At 45.1% G+C, this 18,898-nt stretch carries 14 protein-coding genes and 2 pseudogenes; 11 read left to right on the plus strand and 5 right to left on the minus strand.

What is annotated here, in order from left to right:
* Positions 1-73: 73 nt before the first annotated feature.
* Both mrcB and hrpB read right to left on the minus strand, forming a co-directional pair.
* Positions 74-2,464 (minus strand): penicillin-binding protein 1B, encoded by a 2,391-nt coding sequence (gene mrcB / locus VME0621_RS20340; RefSeq protein ID WP_062459893.1) that lies wholly within the window; start codon positions 2,462-2,464, stop codon positions 74-76.
* Positions 2,461-4,926 (minus strand): ATP-dependent helicase HrpB, encoded by a 2,466-nt coding sequence (gene hrpB, locus VME0621_RS20345; protein WP_062459993.1) that lies wholly within the window; start codon positions 4,924-4,926, stop codon positions 2,461-2,463. Before hrpB ends, mrcB begins: the two co-directional genes overlap by 4 nt.
* Before the next feature lie 56 nt (positions 4,927-4,982).
* On the opposite strand from hrpB, the pseudogene sfsA reads away from it, so the two are divergent.
* From sfsA to panC, 7 genes and pseudogenes are all read left to right on the plus strand, one after another.
* Positions 4,983-5,697, plus strand: a pseudogene (gene sfsA / locus VME0621_RS20350) (DNA/RNA nuclease SfsA).
* Between the two features lie 131 nt (positions 5,698-5,828).
* Positions 5,829-6,275: an RNA polymerase-binding protein DksA gene (gene dksA, locus VME0621_RS20355; RefSeq protein ID WP_006072667.1), complete on the plus strand. Its 447-nt coding sequence runs from the start codon at positions 5,829-5,831 to the stop codon at positions 6,273-6,275.
* A 66-nt stretch (positions 6,276-6,341) separates the two neighbouring features.
* Entirely contained in the window at positions 6,342-7,229 is an 888-nt protein-coding gene (gene gluQRS / locus VME0621_RS20360; protein ID WP_062459895.1) for a tRNA glutamyl-Q(34) synthetase GluQRS, read from the plus strand.
* Positions 7,230-7,316: 87 nt separating this feature from the next.
* Positions 7,317-8,667 (plus strand): annotated as a pseudogene (gene pcnB / locus VME0621_RS20365) (polynucleotide adenylyltransferase PcnB).
* Positions 8,667-9,152, plus strand: coding sequence for a 2-amino-4-hydroxy-6-hydroxymethyldihydropteridine diphosphokinase (gene folK, locus VME0621_RS20370; RefSeq protein ID WP_062459897.1), 486 nt, complete (start codon positions 8,667-8,669; stop codon positions 9,150-9,152). The pseudogene pcnB and the gene folK overlap by 1 nt, the downstream one beginning before the upstream one ends.
* 24 nt (positions 9,153-9,176) lie before the next feature.
* Positions 9,177-9,971: a 3-methyl-2-oxobutanoate hydroxymethyltransferase gene (panB, locus tag VME0621_RS20375; RefSeq protein WP_062459899.1), complete on the plus strand. Its 795-nt coding sequence runs from the start codon at positions 9,177-9,179 to the stop codon at positions 9,969-9,971.
* A gap of 8 nt (positions 9,972-9,979) precedes the next feature.
* On the plus strand, positions 9,980-10,867 hold the full coding sequence (gene panC / locus VME0621_RS20380; RefSeq protein WP_062459901.1) for a pantoate--beta-alanine ligase: 888 nt from the start codon (positions 9,980-9,982) through the stop codon (positions 10,865-10,867).
* Positions 10,868-10,957: 90 nt separating this feature from the next.
* Here panC and VME0621_RS20385 read toward each other — a convergent pair whose 3' ends face one another.
* Complete coding sequence (locus VME0621_RS20385; protein WP_006072656.1) at positions 10,958-12,214, minus strand: methyl-accepting chemotaxis protein; 1,257 nt, start codon at positions 12,212-12,214, stop codon at positions 10,958-10,960.
* A 134-nt stretch (positions 12,215-12,348) separates the two neighbouring features.
* On the opposite strand from VME0621_RS20385, the gene VME0621_RS20390 reads away from it, so the two are divergent.
* Positions 12,349-13,116, plus strand: a complete 768-nt coding sequence (locus VME0621_RS20390; protein WP_038224029.1) for a potassium channel family protein — start codon at positions 12,349-12,351, stop codon at positions 13,114-13,116.
* A gap of 46 nt (positions 13,117-13,162) precedes the next feature.
* On the opposite strand, the gene VME0621_RS20395 is transcribed toward VME0621_RS20390, so the two are convergent.
* Positions 13,163-14,680, minus strand: a complete 1,518-nt coding sequence (locus tag VME0621_RS20395; RefSeq protein WP_038224031.1) for a CYTH and CHAD domain-containing protein — start codon at positions 14,678-14,680, stop codon at positions 13,163-13,165.
* A 205-nt stretch (positions 14,681-14,885) separates the two neighbouring features.
* Here VME0621_RS20395 and VME0621_RS20400 point away from each other — a divergent pair, with 205 nt between their 5' ends.
* The 3 genes from VME0621_RS20400 to VME0621_RS20410 all read left to right on the plus strand — a co-directional run bounded on the left by VME0621_RS20400 (position 14,886) and on the right by VME0621_RS20410 (position 17,787).
* On the plus strand, positions 14,886-15,566 hold the full coding sequence (locus VME0621_RS20400) for a TIGR00153 family protein (RefSeq protein ID WP_038222611.1): 681 nt from the start codon (positions 14,886-14,888) through the stop codon (positions 15,564-15,566).
* 124 nt (positions 15,567-15,690) lie between these two features.
* Positions 15,691-16,953 (plus strand): inorganic phosphate transporter, encoded by a 1,263-nt coding sequence (locus VME0621_RS20405; protein ID WP_062459904.1) that lies wholly within the window; start codon positions 15,691-15,693, stop codon positions 16,951-16,953.
* Positions 16,954-17,175: 222 nt separating this feature from the next.
* Positions 17,176-17,787, plus strand: a complete 612-nt coding sequence (locus VME0621_RS20410; RefSeq protein ID WP_062459906.1) for a TIGR04211 family SH3 domain-containing protein — start codon at positions 17,176-17,178, stop codon at positions 17,785-17,787.
* A gap of 74 nt (positions 17,788-17,861) precedes the next feature.
* Here VME0621_RS20410 and rpoS read toward each other — a convergent pair whose 3' ends face one another.
* The gene (gene rpoS, locus VME0621_RS20415; protein WP_062459908.1) at positions 17,862-18,839 is read right to left on the minus strand and encodes an RNA polymerase sigma factor RpoS; all 978 of its coding nucleotides are present in this window, start codon (positions 18,837-18,839) and stop codon (positions 17,862-17,864) included.
* Positions 18,840-18,898 lie beyond the last annotated feature (59 nt).

An 18,898-nucleotide genomic window follows, 5' to 3' on the forward strand; every position in this document is an offset into this window, starting at 1 on the left:
GCACTTTTTACTATGGTTAATCCAATATATCAGGTAATTAGCAAATTCTCTTCATAATTAAACGTAGTTGAAATCACCAGTCAAATAGGTTTTTTATCCACTGTTTGGGTTGGTTGTCACAGGAAGCTTTCAGTTTTCCACCTTCATCCCAGACGGGTAATTCAAATTGGCTTCCGCAATCAAGCTCCAGTGCACCACTGCGCTGCTTAGAGAAACCAATCATGCTGATGTTTTTAGGCCAAGGCAATGTTAACTTCTCTGGAATTCGAGCTTTCAAATAGTCTGAATACACTCGCAACGCACCGCTTGAGCCTGTGAGTTTAGTCGACTTGTTATCGTCACGCCCAACCCAAATTGTCGTCACCTCTCGTCCATCAACACCAACAAACCAACTATCACGAGTATCATTACTGGTACCCGTTTTTCCTGCCAGTGCTGCCCATGCAAACTGACTATTCAGGTAACGTCCCGTTCCTTCAGCTACCCCTTTTTTCATCGCAAAGGTAGTAAGCCATGCTGCTTGTTGAGAGACCTTCTGCTGCGCTTTAGGTAGAGATCGATAGAGCACCTCTCCGTCCACAGTAACGACTGAGCGTAAAGCCGATAGCTCGGCTTGTCGTCCAGAGTTGGCGATAGTTTGGAACATCTGAGCGACTTGATACGGCGTCAACGATAGCGAACCAAGGAACATGGATGGAACAGGCCTGATCTCATTCGCATCTACACCTAAGCGCACTAATGTCTCGGAAACCGGTTTAATGCCGAGAGACATACCTAAACGCACAGTCGGGACATTAAGAGATTTTGCAAGCGCTTGATAGAGCGGCACATCACCACGGAACTTACGGTCGTAGTTTCGTGGCTGCCAAACATTACCTTGACTTCCTTTCAAAGTTATCGGAGTGTCTTGAAGTGTCGATGCCAAATCATAGCTCTGCGGCTGTTCCAACGCAGTAAGATAGACCGCAGGCTTGACTAACGAACCAATTGGCCTACTCGCATTCAACGCTCGGTTGAAACCACTGTAACCAGTACGCTTACCGCCCACCATAGCGCGGATCTCGCCAGTATTTCTGTCCACCGCGACGGCAGCCGCTTCAAGACCTTTACCGGATATTTTCTCTAACTGAGGTACCCGCTTAGCAATGGCCTTTTCTAACTTGTCCTGTGAAACAGGATCCAGAGAGGTGTAGATTCGAATGCCTTTGCCACCACGTAGCTTATCGCCTAGCTTGCTATTCAGCTCACGGTTAAGCTGCTGAAAATACGCTGGTTGGCGGCTCGCAATTTGTGGATTGTTCTGCAAGTCGAGATCACGAGAGGCTGCCATTTCAAACTCACGTCCGGTCAGCATGTTCTGATCCATCATTAAACGCAGCACTAAGTCTCTGCGCTGCTTAGCTCGCTCTGGATGACGAATAGGGTTGTAGTACGATGGTCCTTTTACCATGCCCACCAATAACGCAAGCTGGTCAATTCTCAACTCTTGTAATGGCTGACCAAAATACAAACGAGACGCTAGCCCAAAACCATGAATAGCCTCACCGCGGCTTTGGCCAAGGTAAACTTCATTTAAATATGCTTCTAAGATTTGGTCTTTGCTATAGCGATAGTCAAGGATGAGTGCGATAAACACTTCTCTTACTTTACGCCATAAGGTTCTATCACTGGTGAGGAACAGGTTTTTAGCCAACTGTTGTGTTAACGTACTGCCCCCTTGTACCGTGCGGCCAGCACGAATGTTAGCAAAAAACGCACGAGCTATGGCAGTAGGGGAGATGCCATCATGTTGGTAAAAATCACGATCTTCCGTTGCTAATAACGCGTCGATCATGATTTCTGGAAATTGATCACGCCTTAAAAACAAGCGTTGTTCATCGGCTTTTTTCTCGAGCATCCCTAGCATCTTAGGTTCAATTCTTAGAAAGCCAAGATCGCCTTTCTTTTCCAACGACTGAATTCTAGACAATGACCCATCGTTAAAATACAACATCACATGACGATCGGGTTCTGGACCGTCGGCAAATTCGAAGGGACGACGAATCAGTTCTATCTTGGTGGAAGACGAGGAGTACTCTCCTGGATGGCGCGGTTGAGATACCTTACGATAGTTCAATACGTCCAGTTCATTACGTAACTGAGCTATCGTAATATTGTCGCCGACAGACAGATTGAGCACACGAGCGTAAACCACTGTTGGCAACTCGAATAAATTACCTTCAAAGCGCTCTTTAACCACTTGATCGAGATAGTAAAACACCGCGCCAAGGGCGACCACGCCAACCAGAGCTAGTTTCCAACCGATTGAGAGCAGACGTTTCCCCCACCCTTGTTTCGCTTTTTTCCGGCTCGGTTTACGCTTAGGTTTGCTGCTTTTGGCTTTCGATTTAGGAGCCGATTTTGTGGTGGTCTTTCTTGGTGCTGGCTTTTTACCACTAGGTGCCAACTTTTTCGTTACTGTCATGAATTCAATTGTCTTTTAGTTTTACTCGTTGCCTGATGATTCATTGGGTCATCAGGCCAAGGATGTTTCGGGTAACGCCCCTTCATCTCTTTCTGTACTTCTTTGTAGGCACCTTGCCAAAATGCCGCCAAGTCTCTGGTTATCTGCAACGGACGTTGAGCTGGAGATAACAGTTCTAACACAATCGCTTGTTTCCCTAGCGCAATAGTAGGTGACGACTTTTCGCCAAACATTTCTTGCAGCTTCACAGACAACGTCGGAGCTTCACCAACTTGGTAATGTATTTTCTTTCTTCCGCCAGAGGCAACTACCAAATGCGTCGGGAGCCATTCATTGAGTCGTTGTTGTTTATCCCAACCTAAGCGGGCTTGTAATGCGGCCATTACATCCAACTTCTTAAGTTGTTTGGCATTCTTGATGCCAGTCATGAAGGGTAATAACCACGTCTCAAGCTCGTCGAACAATGCTTGCTCAGACATATCCGGCCAACCTTCATCTGGGAGCCAGTCCGAAGCACATATGACGCGCGTACAAAGTGCTTGCGCGTCAGAGTTCCAGTCTAACGCAACTAAACCTTTACGCTTAACATAGCCAAGCAGCGCAGCTTCAACATCCGCTTTTTCTGGAACGGGAATCTCTTTGTGATGCAAAACAATCGCGCCAATTTTTCGTTGTTCACTGGCAACTAAGCGACCTTTCTGATCATCCCAATCCACCACAGAGAGTTCATCAATTAATTGCGGTGCTGTTGTCGAAAGCAACTCAATATCCAGCGGCAACGCCTTAAAAATCTGACTACTTCCCTGACCGGTTTTCATTAAATCAACAACGGCCAAGTAAGGTGACTTAGCTAATGGTTGCTGATTATCGACACTTGCTCCATGCCCATTTGCTAACAAATAGTGTCCCGATGCAGCACTGCGACTTGCCGCTATTCTATCTGGGAATGCGAGCACTGCGACAAATCCGAGTAAAGATTCATTCATCGCCTCTAATACAAAACGATGCGATAAACGTTGCGCCAAGACAGAAGCTCTTTGGGAAAGAGAGCCACGGCGAGAGTGAGTGCCTTGCTGCCAGCGCGTTAATGAACGGGTAAGATCCAGCTCATTGCGTTCGGGCTCTTCAATTAGGCAGCATACGGCTATTGCCACATTAAGCGTCTCAGACCCTAACTGCTTAGCCTGTAGCAACATGCTAGCAAGGCGAGGCTCGACACCCAACTCATGAGCTTGATGTCCAAGTGCGGTTTGTTTGCCCTTCTCATCGATAAGTTGCAGCTTGATAAGAAGCGACTGGGCTTGCTGTAGATGCGTGGACTTTGGAGGGTCTATCCAAGCTAAATCCATTGCATCAGAGCAGCCCCATTTGGTCAGTTCTAATTGCAATGCGGACAAGTCACTACGTAAAATTTCTGGCGTACTTTGCTCAGGTTGTGAGTTGAACTGAGTTTCACTATATAAACGTACACAAAGCCCTGGCTCAATTCGACCTGCACGTCCTGCCCTTTGAATCGCGGAGGACTGTGCAATGCGGGTTTGCTCAAGTCTCGAAACACCCGTTTTTAAATCAAACCAAGATTGGTTTTCTAATCCAGAATCCACGACGAGGCGAATACCTTCAATGGTCAGGGAAGTTTCAGCGATATTGGTTGCAAGAACGACTTTTCGTGTTCCGGATTTAGCTGGCTGGATAGCCTTTTGCTGCGCTTTAAAATCCAACTGCCCATATAAAGGACAGACATCTGCTTCGATACCAGCTTGTAGCAAAAGCTCTTCAACTCTTTTGATGGCGCCAACGCCTGGTAAGAAAGCCAGCAAAGAGCCTGACTCACGTAACATCAGGTTCTCTATTTGTTTTGCCATAAATATTGGCAGATTATCATTGCGGCTTATTGGCACATAATGGGTTTCCACTGGGAAAGAGCGTCCACTGGATTCTATAAAGGTCGCCGTCGGTAAAACACGTTGAAGGTCATTGGCCTCCAACGTTGCAGACATCACTATCAGCTTCAAGTCATCTCGCAGCGCCTCTTGGCTTTCAAGGGTAAAAGCTAGAGCAGTATCTGCATGGAGGCTACGCTCATGAAACTCGTCAAAAATAATCGCTCCAACGCCCGTCAACTCAGGGTCGTCTTGCAGCATACGAGTTAGGATACCTTCTGTCACAACCTCTAACTTTGTACCCTTGCTCACCTTGCTCTCGCCACGTACTCGGTAGCCTACAGTTTGACCAACCGTTTCATTACGCTGCGATGCTACGTACATGGCAATATTTCTCGCCGCAATACGTCGCGGTTCGAGCATAATAATTTTGCCATCTATCAGTCCACTTTCAACAAGCTTTTCAGGAAAGTACGTTGACTTACCGGCACCAGTCGCCGCCTTAAGTATGATCTGACTCGATGAGGAAATCGCTTCAAATATTGAAGGCAACACTTGTTCTATAGGGAGCTGTGACAACGCTTTGACCTTATGTTGTAATGTGGCCACTCATTCTAATAAAAAATGGCCTCGAAATGCACTTTGATCCTCCTTTAAAGCAAGGAAAGCTAATAAAACGATACAAACGCTTTCTTGCTGATATCCATTTAAGCAACAAAGAACAGCTCACTATCCACTGCGCAAACACCGGGGCAATGACTGGTTGCGCCGACCCAGACTCTACCGTTTGGTACTCCACCTCTGACAATGCAAAGCGAAAATATCCTAATAGTTGGGAGCTAACGGAAACCGTCTCAGGTCATAAAATTTGCGTTAATACAGTTAGGGCTAATACTTTAGTTGTTGAAGCAATAGAAAATGGCATTGTTGAGGAGCTTAATGGTTATCAATCGTTGAGAACCGAGGTGAAGTATGGTCAAGAAAACAGCAGAATCGACATTTTATTACAAGATAGTGATCGCGCAGATTGCTACATTGAAGTAAAAAGTGTCACACTGCTTGATGATGCAAGCACCACCGGTCAGGGCTACTTTCCAGATGCACAAACCACAAGAGGACAAAAGCATTTGCGAGAGCTCACAGAAATGGTTCAAACCGGACATCGAGCTGTATTATTTTTCGCTGTTTTGCATTCAGGGATTGAAAAAGTGTCAGCGGCACACCATACTAGATGCGAAATATTCACAATTACTCAAGCAAGCAGAGGAAGCAGGGGTAGAGGTAATTTGTTACAAGGCAGCGTTTTTTGATAATGAAATTACGCTCTTATCGAAGGTCGATTTCAGCTAAAAGTGATTTCACTTCACATTGATAAGAACTTTAACAAACTTCATTTGCCACCAGCATTTCTTTTTGCTATAGATACCCGCCTTAAAATTAACTGTACGCACAGTTGACTAGGTGTAAGTAGGAGATGCTGCATGCCAGAAACTAAGAAAAAAGCGCTAGGCATCCTAGCCATTGCAGGTGTTGAACCATATCAAGAGAAAGCTGGTGAAGAATACATGTCACAAGCTCAAATGGATCACTTTACAAAAATTTTGAGCGCTTGGCGCAACCAACTTAGGGAAGAAGTTGATCGAACTGTGCACCACATGCAAGACGAAGCAGCTAACTTTCCTGATCCCGTTGACCGCGCTTCACAAGAAGAAGAGTTCAGTCTTGAGCTTCGCAATCGTGACCGCGAACGTCGCTTAATCAAAAAGATTGAGAAGACACTAAACAAGATTGAAGAAGATGAGTTTGGCTTCTGTGAATCTTGTGGTATCGAAATCGGTATCCGTCGTTTAGAAGCTCGTCCTACTGCCGATTTATGTATCGACTGTAAGACTCTTGCAGAAATCAAAGAAAGACAAATGCAAGGCTAATAAGCGATAAGAAAAGGGAGCAAGCGCTCCCTTTTTTGATCCACTACTTCATACGAAACAAATACTATGTACATAGGTCGATTTGCCCCCTCTCCCTCAGGTCCACTCCATTTTGGTTCCTTAATTGCCGCTTTGGGAAGTTATTTCCAAGCCAAAAGCCATTCAGGCCAGTGGTTAGTTCGAATAGAAGACATTGATCCTCCTCGTGAAGTGGCTGGAGCAGCCTCGCTTATCTTAAAAACACTGGAAGCCTATCAATTGCACTGGGATGGTGATGTTCTTTATCAAAGTTCTCGGTTGGACGCTTATCAGGCTCAAATCGACCATTGGCTTCATCAAGGGCAAGCTTATTTGTGTGAGTGCACCAGAAAGCAAATAAAAGCACTGGGTGGCTACTATCAAGGTACGTGTCGAGATAAAGCACTGAGTTCAAGCAATCAGTGCGCGGTCCGCCTCAAAATGCACCACCCGGTTGAATCCTTTATCGACCAACGATATGGCCAACTGGATATCCCTAAAGCGCTAGCTGAAGAAGACTTCATTATTAAGCGTCGTGACGGGTTGTTTGCCTACAACCTTGCGGTGGTGCTCGATGATATTTATCAGAACATCACCGAAGTCGTTCGCGGTGCTGATCTTATTGAACCGACAGGTCGTCAAATCAGCTTATATAAGACATTAGACGTGGAACCAGTGAGCTACCTGCATCTTCCGCTGGCAATTGATGATAATGGCAACAAGTTATCCAAACAAAATCATGCCACCGCTATTGATTTAGATAATCCAAGACCCACATTACTCAATGCAATGCGTTTTCTTGGTTTCAACATTGATAGCCATATTGAAACAGAAAACATAGAGACTATCATCCAGTGGGGCGTGGAAAACTGGCAGCTTTTACAACTACCAAATGAGCTCAAAATCAAACCGCCATTCTCAAATGAGGCTCTCTAAGCTATCATAAGCGGCAAATTTCATGCGTCAGGCACGGAATGTACGCCAAAACTGCGTCATTTCGCGAACCTAAATTGCGTTAATATTATGAATAAAAAAGAAAATTCTCAAAAAGTTCAACCAGTCTATCACGAGCTTTCATTGCAGACTTATAGCCGAGACGAACACAACATCTCGCGCAAGCAGATCAGCGAAAATGCGTTAAAAGTCTTATATCGCCTTAATGGTGCAGGATATGACGCATATCTCGTTGGCGGCGGCGTGCGCGATCTGCTGCTTGGAGAACAACCTAAAGATTTTGATATAGCCACTAACGCAACGCCAGAGCAGATCAAAAAACTATTTAGGAATTGTCGTCTCATTGGTCGACGTTTTCGTCTTGCACACATTATGTTCGGTCGCGATATTATTGAAGTCGCTACCTTCCGTGGACACCATCAAGAACAAGAGAAAAACGTTTCTCAACAGAGCAAAGAAGGCATGCTACTGCGCGACAATGTCTATGGTTCTATTGATGAAGATGCAGAGCGTCGTGATTTCTCAATCAATGCGATGTATTACAACATCGGCGACTACTCCATTCACGACTATGCAGGTGGAATGGAAGATCTAGAAGATCGTTTAATTCGTCTTATCGGTGAGCCTGAAGTTCGCTACCGCGAAGATCCTGTGCGTATGCTGCGCGCTATACGCTTTGCTGCCAAATTAGATTTTGACATTGAAGAAGATACAGCAGCGCCGATTGAAGAACTTGCACCATTATTGCGTGATATCCCATCTGCTCGCTTATATGAAGAATCATTAAAGCTATTACAGTCTGGGTATGGACTAGAAACCTATCACCTATTGAGGGAATACAATTTATTCCAACAATTGTTCCCAATCATAGCGCCGCACTTTACTGAAGAGTATTCTTCTCGCACTGAGCAAGTCTTAGACTTGGTGTTGGACGCTACCGATGAGCGCATCGAAGAAGGTAAACGCGTAAACCCAGCGTTTATGTTTGCCGCCATGCTTTGGTACCCAATGATGGAATACGCCACTCGGATTAATGTCGAAAGGCATGTCTGAGTACGATGCCATCATGGAAGCTAGCAATAACATTCTCGATGAACAAGTTAAATCGACAGCAATCCCGCGCCGTCATACTGCAACGATTCGCGAGATATGGCAACTGCAATTGCGACTGCCTCGTCGTTCAGGCAAGCGAGCTTACCGATTGATGGAGCTTAACAAGTTCCGAGCGGGCTTTGATTTCCTCGAAATGCGTGGCGAAATTGAAGGCGGTGAAGTGGCTGCTTTGGCAAAATGGTGGGCAACGTTCCAATCAGCGGGGCGTAATATGCGTCAAGCCATGGTCAATGACCTTGGTGGTTCAAGCTCTCGTTCTGGTTCTCGTCGCAGAAGAACACCGAAGAAATCTAAGAGCGCTGAGTAATGATTACTTGTTTTATAGCGATTGGCAGCAACCTGTCAGATCCCGTAGCTCAAGCTAACGAAGCGATTGAAGCACTTAAGCACTTACCAAAGAGTAAGCTCACGATTTGCTCCTCGCTTTATAGCAGCACACCAATGGGACCACAAAATCAGCCTGATTACATTAATGCTGTCGCGCAACTTTCTACCGAATTAACGCCACTTGAGCTCCTCGATTGCACACAAGCGATCGAACTGGAACAAGGGCGTGTCCGTAAAGATGAGAGATGGGGCCCAAGAACTCTTGATCTCGATATTATTCTTTATGGCAATGAGGTGATCGATTCCGAGCGCCTAACCGTTCCTCATTATGGGATGAAAGAGAGAGAGTTTGTTCTCTATCCGCTTTTGGAAATCGCACCAAATTTACAACTCCCTGACGGGACTGAGCTCAAAACACTGGTGGACAATGTGTCACGTAATGGGCTCAGAGTTTGGCAATCGTAGCCAACCCCTAAGTAAGGATTAAAAATGAAAAAAATCACCATCAACGATCTTGTTAAATGGAAACAAGAAGGTCGTAAATTTGCAACGTCAACCGCGTATGATGCGAGCTTTGCAGGTTTATTTGAAAGCCAAGAAATGCCAGTTCTACTAGTGGGTGATTCACTAGGTATGGTGCTTCAAGGCCGCAACGACACACTTCCTGTAACAGTAGAAGACGTTGTTTATCATACTCGTAGTGTACGTGCAGGCAGCCCTAACTGTCTTCTTATGGCCGACATGCCTTTCATGAGCTATGCCACTCCAGAGCAAGCTTGTGAGAATGCGGCAAAGCTGATGCGTGCTGGCGCTAACATGGTTAAGATTGAAGGCAGTGATTGGCTCGTTGATACCGTAAGAATGCTGACTGAACGTGCTGTTCCAGTTTGTGCTCACCTAGGTTTAACGCCGCAAAGCGTCAATATTTTTGGTGGTTATAAAGTTCAAGGTCGCGATCAGAAGAATGCAGATAAAATGGTACGTGACGCACTGGCTCTTCAAGAAGCTGGCGCTCAAATTGTTTTATTGGAATGCGTTCCTCAAGAGCTCGCAAAACGTATCACAGAAGCGCTCGACGTTCCTGTTATTGGTATCGGTGCAGGTAACACTACTGATGGCCAAATCTTAGTGATGCATGACATGTTTGGAATTTCGGCGAACTACATGCCTAAGTTCTCGAAAAACTTCCTCGCAGAAACTGGTGATATGCGCAGTGCTGTCGCGAAGTACATCGCTGATGTGGAAAGCGGCACTTTCCCTGATGACGCTCATACGATTGCCTAGGGGGAATCATGCAAACTTTAGCTGATATTGCTGAACTTAGAGAGCAAATTGCACTACTTAAGCGTGAACAGCGTCGAATTGCCTTTGTTCCTACTATGGGTAATTTGCACGAAGGCCATCTTACTTTAATGCGCAAAGCACGCGAACATGCTGATGTCGTCGTCGCGAGCATTTTTGTTAATCCGATGCAATTTGATCGTGCGGATGACTTAAACAACTATCCACGCACGCTTGACGAAGATATGGCGAAGTTGACGGCTGAAGGTGTCGACTTATTGTTCACGCCAACACCAGAAGTTATGTACCCACAAGGCTTGGATAAACAGAGCTTTGTTGAGGTTCCAGGCATTTCTCACATGCTTGAAGGTGCTTCACGTCCAGGGCACTTTAGAGGCGTATCAACTATCGTCACTAAGCTGTTCAATATCGTTCAGCCAGACGTAGCTTGCTTTGGTGAAAAAGATTACCAGCAACTGGCGCTTATCCGTCAAATGGTGAGCGATCTTGCCATGAATATTGACATTATCGGTGTCCCAACAGTGCGTGAAATGGATGGCTTGGCAATGAGCTCACGTAATGGTTATCTGACAATGGATGAACGCCAGCGTGCACCTGTGTTAGCAAAAACCATGCGTTGGATTAACAGTGCAATTCGCGGTGGTCGTGATGATTACGCTTCCATTGTTGAAGACGCAAGTGATCAATTGCGTGCAGCAGGTCTTCAGCCAGACGAAATTTTCATTCGCGACGCACATAGCTTGCAACCGATTAGCAGTGATTCAACGCACGCGGTTATTTTGATGTCGGCTTTCTTAGGAAAAGCGCGTCTAATTGACAACCAAGTCTTAGAGTTACAACAGCAACAAGCGGAAACAGAATCAGCAGAAGAAAGCTAGCACTGTAGTTTTTGTTGCTACAGAGCACACATTCGTTGGATACAAAAAAGGGGTCACTGTAATCAGTGACCCCTTTTCTATTATTGCGAATTAAACTCTAAACGATTGAATCTTACCATCGAGTTCTGTTGCGTTATTCTGCATCATTTCCGACGTTTCCAGCAGCTCAGTAACAACCACAACCGACGCTTCGACCAGCTCTCTTACATTAGTCAGGTTTTGATTCATCTCTTCGGCAACACTGCTTTGCTGACCCGCTGCAGTGGCAATTTGGAAGTTCATATCATTAATCTGATTGACTTGATTCACAATGCCATCAAGTTCTACACCGGCATTGGTGACAAGTTCTACACCGTCGGCCGCTTCAACTACGCTCTTTTCCATCAATTCAACTGCTGAATTGGCACTAGATTGTAGTTGAGAAATCATATCTTGGATTTCTACCGTCGCCTGCTGTGTGCGTTGAGCTAGATTACGCACTTCATCCGCAACAACAGCAAAGCCTCGGCCTGCCTCTCCTGCACGTGCAGCTTCAATAGCTGCATTGAGTGCTAGAAGGTTAGTCTGTTCTGAAATACCTTGAATGGTGCCCACAACACTGCCGATTGATTCAACACGTTCTTCAACTTGGTTTACCGCTTGCGCAGAAGCTGCGATATCATCCGACAACTCACTCATTTTAGTCACAGTGCCTTGAACAAAACGTTGTCCTGTCGATGCCTGTCCTGAAGCTTGTTCTGTTAGCTGAGAAGCATTCTGAGCGTGATCTGCAACAGTCTGAACCGTTGAAGTCATTTCACTCATTGCCGTGGCAAGCTGATCGATTTCGTTAAACTCTTCTTGAGAAGACTCTTTGGTCTCAGACATGCTTAACGTCATCACTTCAGTGAGCGTCGCGAGTTCTTGAGAAGTAACCACTTGAGTCTTGATGATATCTTGCAGCTGAACACGAGTGCGTTCTAGCTCTCTAGCAACGTCACCGTACTCATCTTTACAATCCATGTTGACCGGCACGGTCAGGTCTTTGTCCGCCATACGTTTGATAGCATCGCTGAGATATGTAGTTTGTTTTAACATCGTTTTAGCGGCGAATAATAAGAGCGCGACAAAGAGCACGATCATCAATGCTGTTTGCCAAACCACTTGAACCAAGTAGGCTTCATAATGCTGTTGCGCGACCTCTGCACTTTGCGTCGCAGCAAGCAATGAATCATAAAATGTACTGGCATCCCATAATTGCTTGCTAACCAACAGAACCGTACTAAATATCATCAACATCAACATCTTAGGAACTAAGCGCACGTCCGTTATTACACGCTCCCAAGGTTTAAATGCCAGTGTGGTCATTATCCGTTCTCCATTATTTATTATATAGTTAGGGTGTCTTTACCTAACTTTGATGCCAACGTCATTTACTTGTACGTTACCTTCGCTAAAGGAAATGGCACGCATGAGCCCAAGTTATTTATTTCGAGCCTCGTATGAAAGCAAATGATACCAAAACTGAAACTAAGCCTCTGAGTTTATTGTCACTTTTTCTGTCGTTTATGGCGCTATTTGTGATCTCAGCCTTGTTGTTTGCGCCTATCAATAGCGATGAGCGTACCGTCCTTATCGGCCTAGACTTTATAATCTGTAGTTTATTTCTGCTGCAGCTTTTCATAGATCTGATCCGCTCCACAGATCGTCTGCAATTTATGAAAACCCACTGGATCGATTTTGTCGCTAGTGTACCTATGATTGAGCCGCTACGTTTTGCCAGAGTGTTTCATATCTTTAGAGTTATTTTGGTTATCCGTTCTGGTGAGGCCCTACTAAGACAACTGGCGCGGAATAAGCACGAAACCACCATTGCTTCTATTTTATTACTACTGATCTTACTGATCACCGCAGGCGCTGGGCTTATGCTCTGGGCGGAAGGAGATGATCCCGAAGCCAATATTCAGCATATCGGCGATGCAGTTTGGTGGGCTTTCGTTACCGTTTCAACAGTGGGCTATGGAGATCATTACCCTGTTACGGGTTTGGGGAAAGCGCTAGCTGGAGTGATTATCATCTGTGGTGTTGGTTTGTTTGGTATGACATCAGGTTTGATTACCTCGCTGCTTTCTTCACCAAGCTCAATGGATGAAAGGCGTTCTAAACATAAAGAAGTGATGCTACAGAAGGTATTAAACCAACAAGAAATCATCTTACATAAGCTAGAGAAAATCGAAAAGAAAATGGATTCACTGGACTCCAATAAATAACAAAAAAGAGGCAGCACGCCTCTTTTTTGTAGCAGTTAATTAGCCACTAATCCTGCCAGTAAGGCTGGGCTTCAATACTGATTTGTCGCGTTTGCTCCATCGCATGTAGTATGGAGCTCTCCTGGCGTTTCAACCAACGTTCTAGTTGCTGTTGTTCTTCGCCTTCTAATTTTGTGACTAAGCGCTCCAAAGGCTCCAACATCAGTAAGTCGTCAATTCCCTGAAGTAAATCAGCCCAAGGAAGCCGGAAACTATTGCGCTCATCCGTATTATAAAGGCTAGCAAAGCCAACACCGGTGTAGAGATTCCTCATCAAACGATATTGTTGGTCGATGTAATCCTGTCGAGTGAGAAGTTTCTCAGGCGGGAAAGCCTCAATCAATTCAGCCCAAGTGCGTGCAAGCTGTTTGATGGAAAACGGCTTAATATTTTGCGCCATCTTATCGCGAGCTTTGTCATCAAGAAACGGCTGCCAGCCTCGCGATAAAATCCAGCGACTTAAGTCTAATAATAGACCTGCATAGCGTGCCGAGTGAATCAATTTCAGCATGTCTTCACGATCAGGTAGCTCTTGCTCCATTTCTTTGAGCTCAGCAACCAAATACTTTCTTGCATCCAGTTTTCTTAGAACATGCCCTTTATCTTCAAGTAACGTTTCGAAGTGATCATAACTCTTAAGCCAACTTAGCTCCTCTTCTAACCACTTCAATTCCTGTCGTACAATTGCACTAGCACGGCGAGGAACAATACCACCGTAAACAGTAAGAATCTGGCGAATAAAGCTTAGTGCATGACTAATTTCATGCAGCGCTTCTATGGACTCATGTTCAACGTAAATTTGCTCATGATAGTGCCAGTGAGCTAGAGCATGTTCGAGAGACTGGATAAAGCAGGTTTCAACATTATCGCTTTCTACTGTGTCGACTAGATCCATTGTCTTGACGGGATCACCTTCGTAATCCATTGCCAAGCGATAACCTCTCGCCGCTTTACTTAAGTTACCTAAACGAATACCACCGTTTTCAATAAATGAGCGAGCCAATGTGAATAGCGCATCGGTCTGACCTGATTTTAACTCCAGCTCCACTTCGCAAATGGGATAAGTTTTATCACCCGAAGAGACCACTCCTTGATCGAAGGCCACTTCCACTTGGCTACCATCAGCCATACCAATCAACCACTGTTCACGCGTAAAGTCTGTCGCAAAAATAGGTGTCAGTTCTGCTTGCAATACATCGATATCTTTTCCTTGAGGATAGATATCTACTGGATGAAGAGTGAGCAATGGAGAGTTGGAAGTGTGTTCTGCATTAAATTCTGGACGTTGGTGCAAGCCAGCAACCACGCGTCCAGATGTTTTTACAGTTTGAACAAAAACATCATCAAAACGGCGAATTCTTAAGCCAATATCATGTTGGCGTAACCAATTATCAGGAGTATCAAAGTAAGTGTTTCCTAACTCACGACAACTGTGCTGAAGTACTTTTGTTTCAGAAATTTTGTTACGCAAAGTTTCTGAAAATTCAGGAGAAACAAAAAACTTCAGTTCTATCTCGGTTTCCATAGTTTTACCTTTCGGGGACACTCACAACAGGATATGAGCAATCGATGCGTTCAGCAAGTGACAAATATCACCCAAATGATGATCTAAAACAGTTTAAATCAGACTTTTAATGGGTTACCATGCGCGCCTTTATAGCCATCGCTCAACATTTCACCATGAATTGGTGTATGTTTATTTCAGGTTATATTAATTAGGTTGAATGACCATGCCAGTAAATACAATTATGGGGTTATTTGCAAAGTCCCCTATTAAGCCTTTGCAGCGCCACGTAGTGTGCGTAACAGAATGTTGTTCTCATCTTATCAACTTCTTTGAGACTAGTGCTCAAGGCGATTGGGAGAAAGCAGCAGAGATCCGTGCGCAGATTTCTCACCTAGAGAAAGAGGCGGACGTACTTAAGCGTGAAATACGCCTAAAACTACCACGCGGTTTATTCATGCCTGTGGATCGTAGCGACATGCTTGAGCTACTTACACAGCAAGATAAGTTAGCGAACCTATCAAAAGACATTGCCGGGCGTGTATACGGTCGACAGCTCGTCATTCCAGCTCCACTGCAAGAAAACTTCATCGCATATGTGAAGCGTTGTCTTGATGCAGCTAACCAAGCTCAAAAAGTAATTAACGAGCTTGATGAACTGTTAGAGACTGGCTTTAAAGGCCGCGAAGTTACGCTTGTAGCAGAAATGATTCATCAGCTAGACATCATCGAAGATGACACTGATGCAATGCAGATCCAACTTCGTCAGCAATTGATGACGATTGAGCACGACATGAATCCAATTGATGTCATGTTCCTCTACAAGATTTTTGAATGGGTCGGCGGTATTGCAGATCAAGCACAGCGTGTAGGCGCTCGTCTTGAAGTGATGCTGTCTAGGTCTTAATCGAACGTTAACTAAGTAACAAAGAGCAAGGATGAATTAGGCGTTGAGCACAGACAATGCTTAAGAGTTTGCCCTGCGCCTAAAGAATTGCTCCGCTTGTTATGAAACAAAACTAGGTATTACAATGGATATTCTTGCAAACTACGGCACTATCCTAATTATTGTTGCAGCAGTATTCGGTTTCCTTATGGCAATCGGTATTGGTGCAAATGATGTTGCCAATGCAATGGGTACTTCTGTTGGCTCTAAAGCTCTAACAGTTAAGCAAGCGATCATCATCGCGATGATCTTTGAATTTGCTGGCGCATACCTTGCCGGCGGTGAAGTGACTGACACGATTCGTAAAGGTGTTATTGAAACGTCACTGTTCGCCCATCAACCTGACATTCTTGTCTACGGTATGATGTCCTCTCTACTTGCCGCTGGTACATGGCTGCTTCTAGCTTCTTACATGGGCTGGCCAGTATCAACGACACACTCAATCATCGGTGCCATCATTGGTTTCGCATGTGTGTCAGTCGGTACTGAAGCGGTAGACTGGGGATCAGTTAAAGGCATCGTAGGTAGCTGGGTTATTACCCCTGTTATTTCTGGCTTTTTTGCTTACGTAATATTTATCAGTGCACAACGACTGATATTTGATACTGAAAAACCACTGTTTAACGCAAAGCGCTTTGTGCCTGTTTACATGTTCATTACTACCATGGTTATCGCCCTGGTAACGATTAAAAAAGGTCTTAAACACGTAGGTCTGCACCTAGAAGGTATGGAAGCGTGGTTCTGGGCTGCAGGTGTTTCAGCACTCGTTATGATCGGTGGTTACATCTATATCCAGCGTAAATTTGCTAACCGTGAGGAAGATCATGGCTTTAGCGGCGTTGAAGGTATCTTCAGTGTTCTAATGGTTATCACAGCTTGTGCAATGGCATTTGCTCACGGTTCAAACGACGTAGCTAACGCAATTGGTCCACTGTCTGCGGTAGTATCTACCGTAGAACATATGGGTGAAATTACAGCGAAAAGCTCTATCGCTTGGTGGATTCTTCCTCTAGGTGGTATCGGTATCGTTGTAGGTCTTGCAACAATGGGCCACAAAGTAATGGCGACTGTTGGTACCGGTATTACCGAACTAACACCAAGCCGTGGCTTTGCTGCACAGCTAGCAACAGCTTGTACAGTTGTTTTAGCTTCAGGTACAGGTCTTCCTATTTCGACCACACAAACACTTGTAGGTGCGGTTCTAGGTGTTGGTTTTGCTCGCGGTATTGCTGCACTAAACTTAGGTGTTGTTCGTAACATCGTAGCGTCTTGGATTGTGACGTTACCAGCCGGTGCACTACTAGCGGTCGTATTCTTCTACGCAATGCAAGCCATCTTTGGTGCATAAGCACGATGTGCAATAAAGTCAGAGAGATGTGAAGCTCACGTCATATTTGACTCAAATTCAAATAAAGGGAGGCTTTGCCTCCCTTCTTTGTTGCACCCCGTTAAGAAACTTCATACTATTTGCCCATTCTTAAAAATTTACAAATTGAGAGTACGTCCCCGCGACCAAAGCGAACGATACTTTCTTGTTCATTCCCCCATTGAAACACTTAAGGGACTTACTGTGAAAAAACTGATCTGCATGATCATGGTGTCATTACTGGCAGCCCCTGCTGCATTGGCGCAGGATCGTTATATTGCTGACAAGCTATTTACTTACATGCATTCTGGCCCTAGCAGCCAATATCGAATCATTGGCAGCATCAATGCTGGTGACAAAGTTCGACTACTCTCCACTAACAGAGAGAATGGTTACTCTCAAGTTCAAGATAGCCGTGGCCGTAAAGGCTGGGTTGAAACTAAGTATGTGACCACTCAAGAGAGCATGGCAGTGCGTCTTCCGCGCCTTGAGAAAGAACTGACTGAAGCGAAATCACTGCTGGCTAACGCTCGTCAAACAGCAAACAGCGAAAAAGATGGTCTAGTGAGCTCTCTAGAGGCACGTAACAAGCAAATTGCTGAACTTGAGCAAAACTACTCAGATATCAGCTCACAGCTAACCTCGTCACAAACTGAAATCCGTGAGCTACGCGCAAAACTGGATACACAGAAAGAAGACCTACTGCTGCGCTACTTTATGTATGGCGGTGGTGTTGCTGGAGCAGGTCTGTTGTTTGGCTTGATTCTTCCACACATCATTCCTCGTCGTAAGAAGAGTCCAAACGGCTGGGCATAAGACAGTTCAGCATTACGCACAGACAAAAATACCGCCTAATTTGGCGGTATTTTTTTGTTTATGAGACGAAAAGTTTAATCGTCATCGAAATTGAACAGTGACTCCATATTCAACCCTTGTTTGATCAGGATATCGCGAAGTCGACGTAGGCCTTCAACTTGAATCTGTCTCACGCGTTCACGGGTCAGATTAATCTCACGTCCTACTTCTTCTAGCGTCGATGGCTCATAACCGAGCAGACCGAAACGTCGAGCTAGTACTTCTTTCTGCTTAGGGTTTAGCTCGTCAAGCCAGTGAATCAGCGAAGACTTGATATCATCATCTTGAGTCGAGACTTCAGGATCTGAATGCGTTGAGTCAGGAATAATATCTAGGAGTGCTTTTTCACCATCACCGCCAATCGGTGTATCTACTGAGCTAATACGTTCATTTAGACGTAGCATCTTGGATACATCACTGACTGGCTTATCAAGTTTCTGTGCAATCTCTTCTGCTGTAGGCTCATGGTCTAGCTTCTGTGATAACTCACGAGCAGTACGCAAATAGATATTGAGTTCTTTCACTACATGAATCGGAAGACGAATGGTGCGAGTCTGGTTCATTAACGCACGTTCAATCGTTTGTCGAATCCACCATGTGGCGTAAGTAGAAAAACGGAAGCCTCGTTCAGGGTCAAACTTTTCGACGGCTCGAATCAAACCAAGGTTTCCTTCCTCAATAAGATCAAGCAGCGCAAGTCCACGATTGCTGTAACGTCGAGAGATCTTCACCACCAGACGTAGGTTACTTTCGATCATACGTTTGCGAGCAGCTTCATCACCCTTTAGGGCACGCCGTGCATACAGGACTTCTTCTTCCGCGGTAAGTAATGGAGAGAATCCAATTTCACCTAAGTAAAGCTGAGTCGCATCCAGGCTTTTCGCCGATGCGTCATACATATCTTTATCGTCAGAAATGGATTCATCGTTGGTAAGTGCGTTTTCGACAACCCCCGTTGATTCCGTTTCAACGTCGAAGTTTTCATTTTTGGTTACTGCATTGCTGATACTCATAGCGCCTCCCCCTGGCGAGTTAGCAAAACATGACTACAAACTATGTCGCTAACCTTCTC

This window comes from Vibrio mediterranei (genome assembly GCF_900088415.1).
GTDB lineage: Bacteria > Pseudomonadota > Gammaproteobacteria > Enterobacterales > Vibrionaceae > Vibrio > Vibrio mediterranei.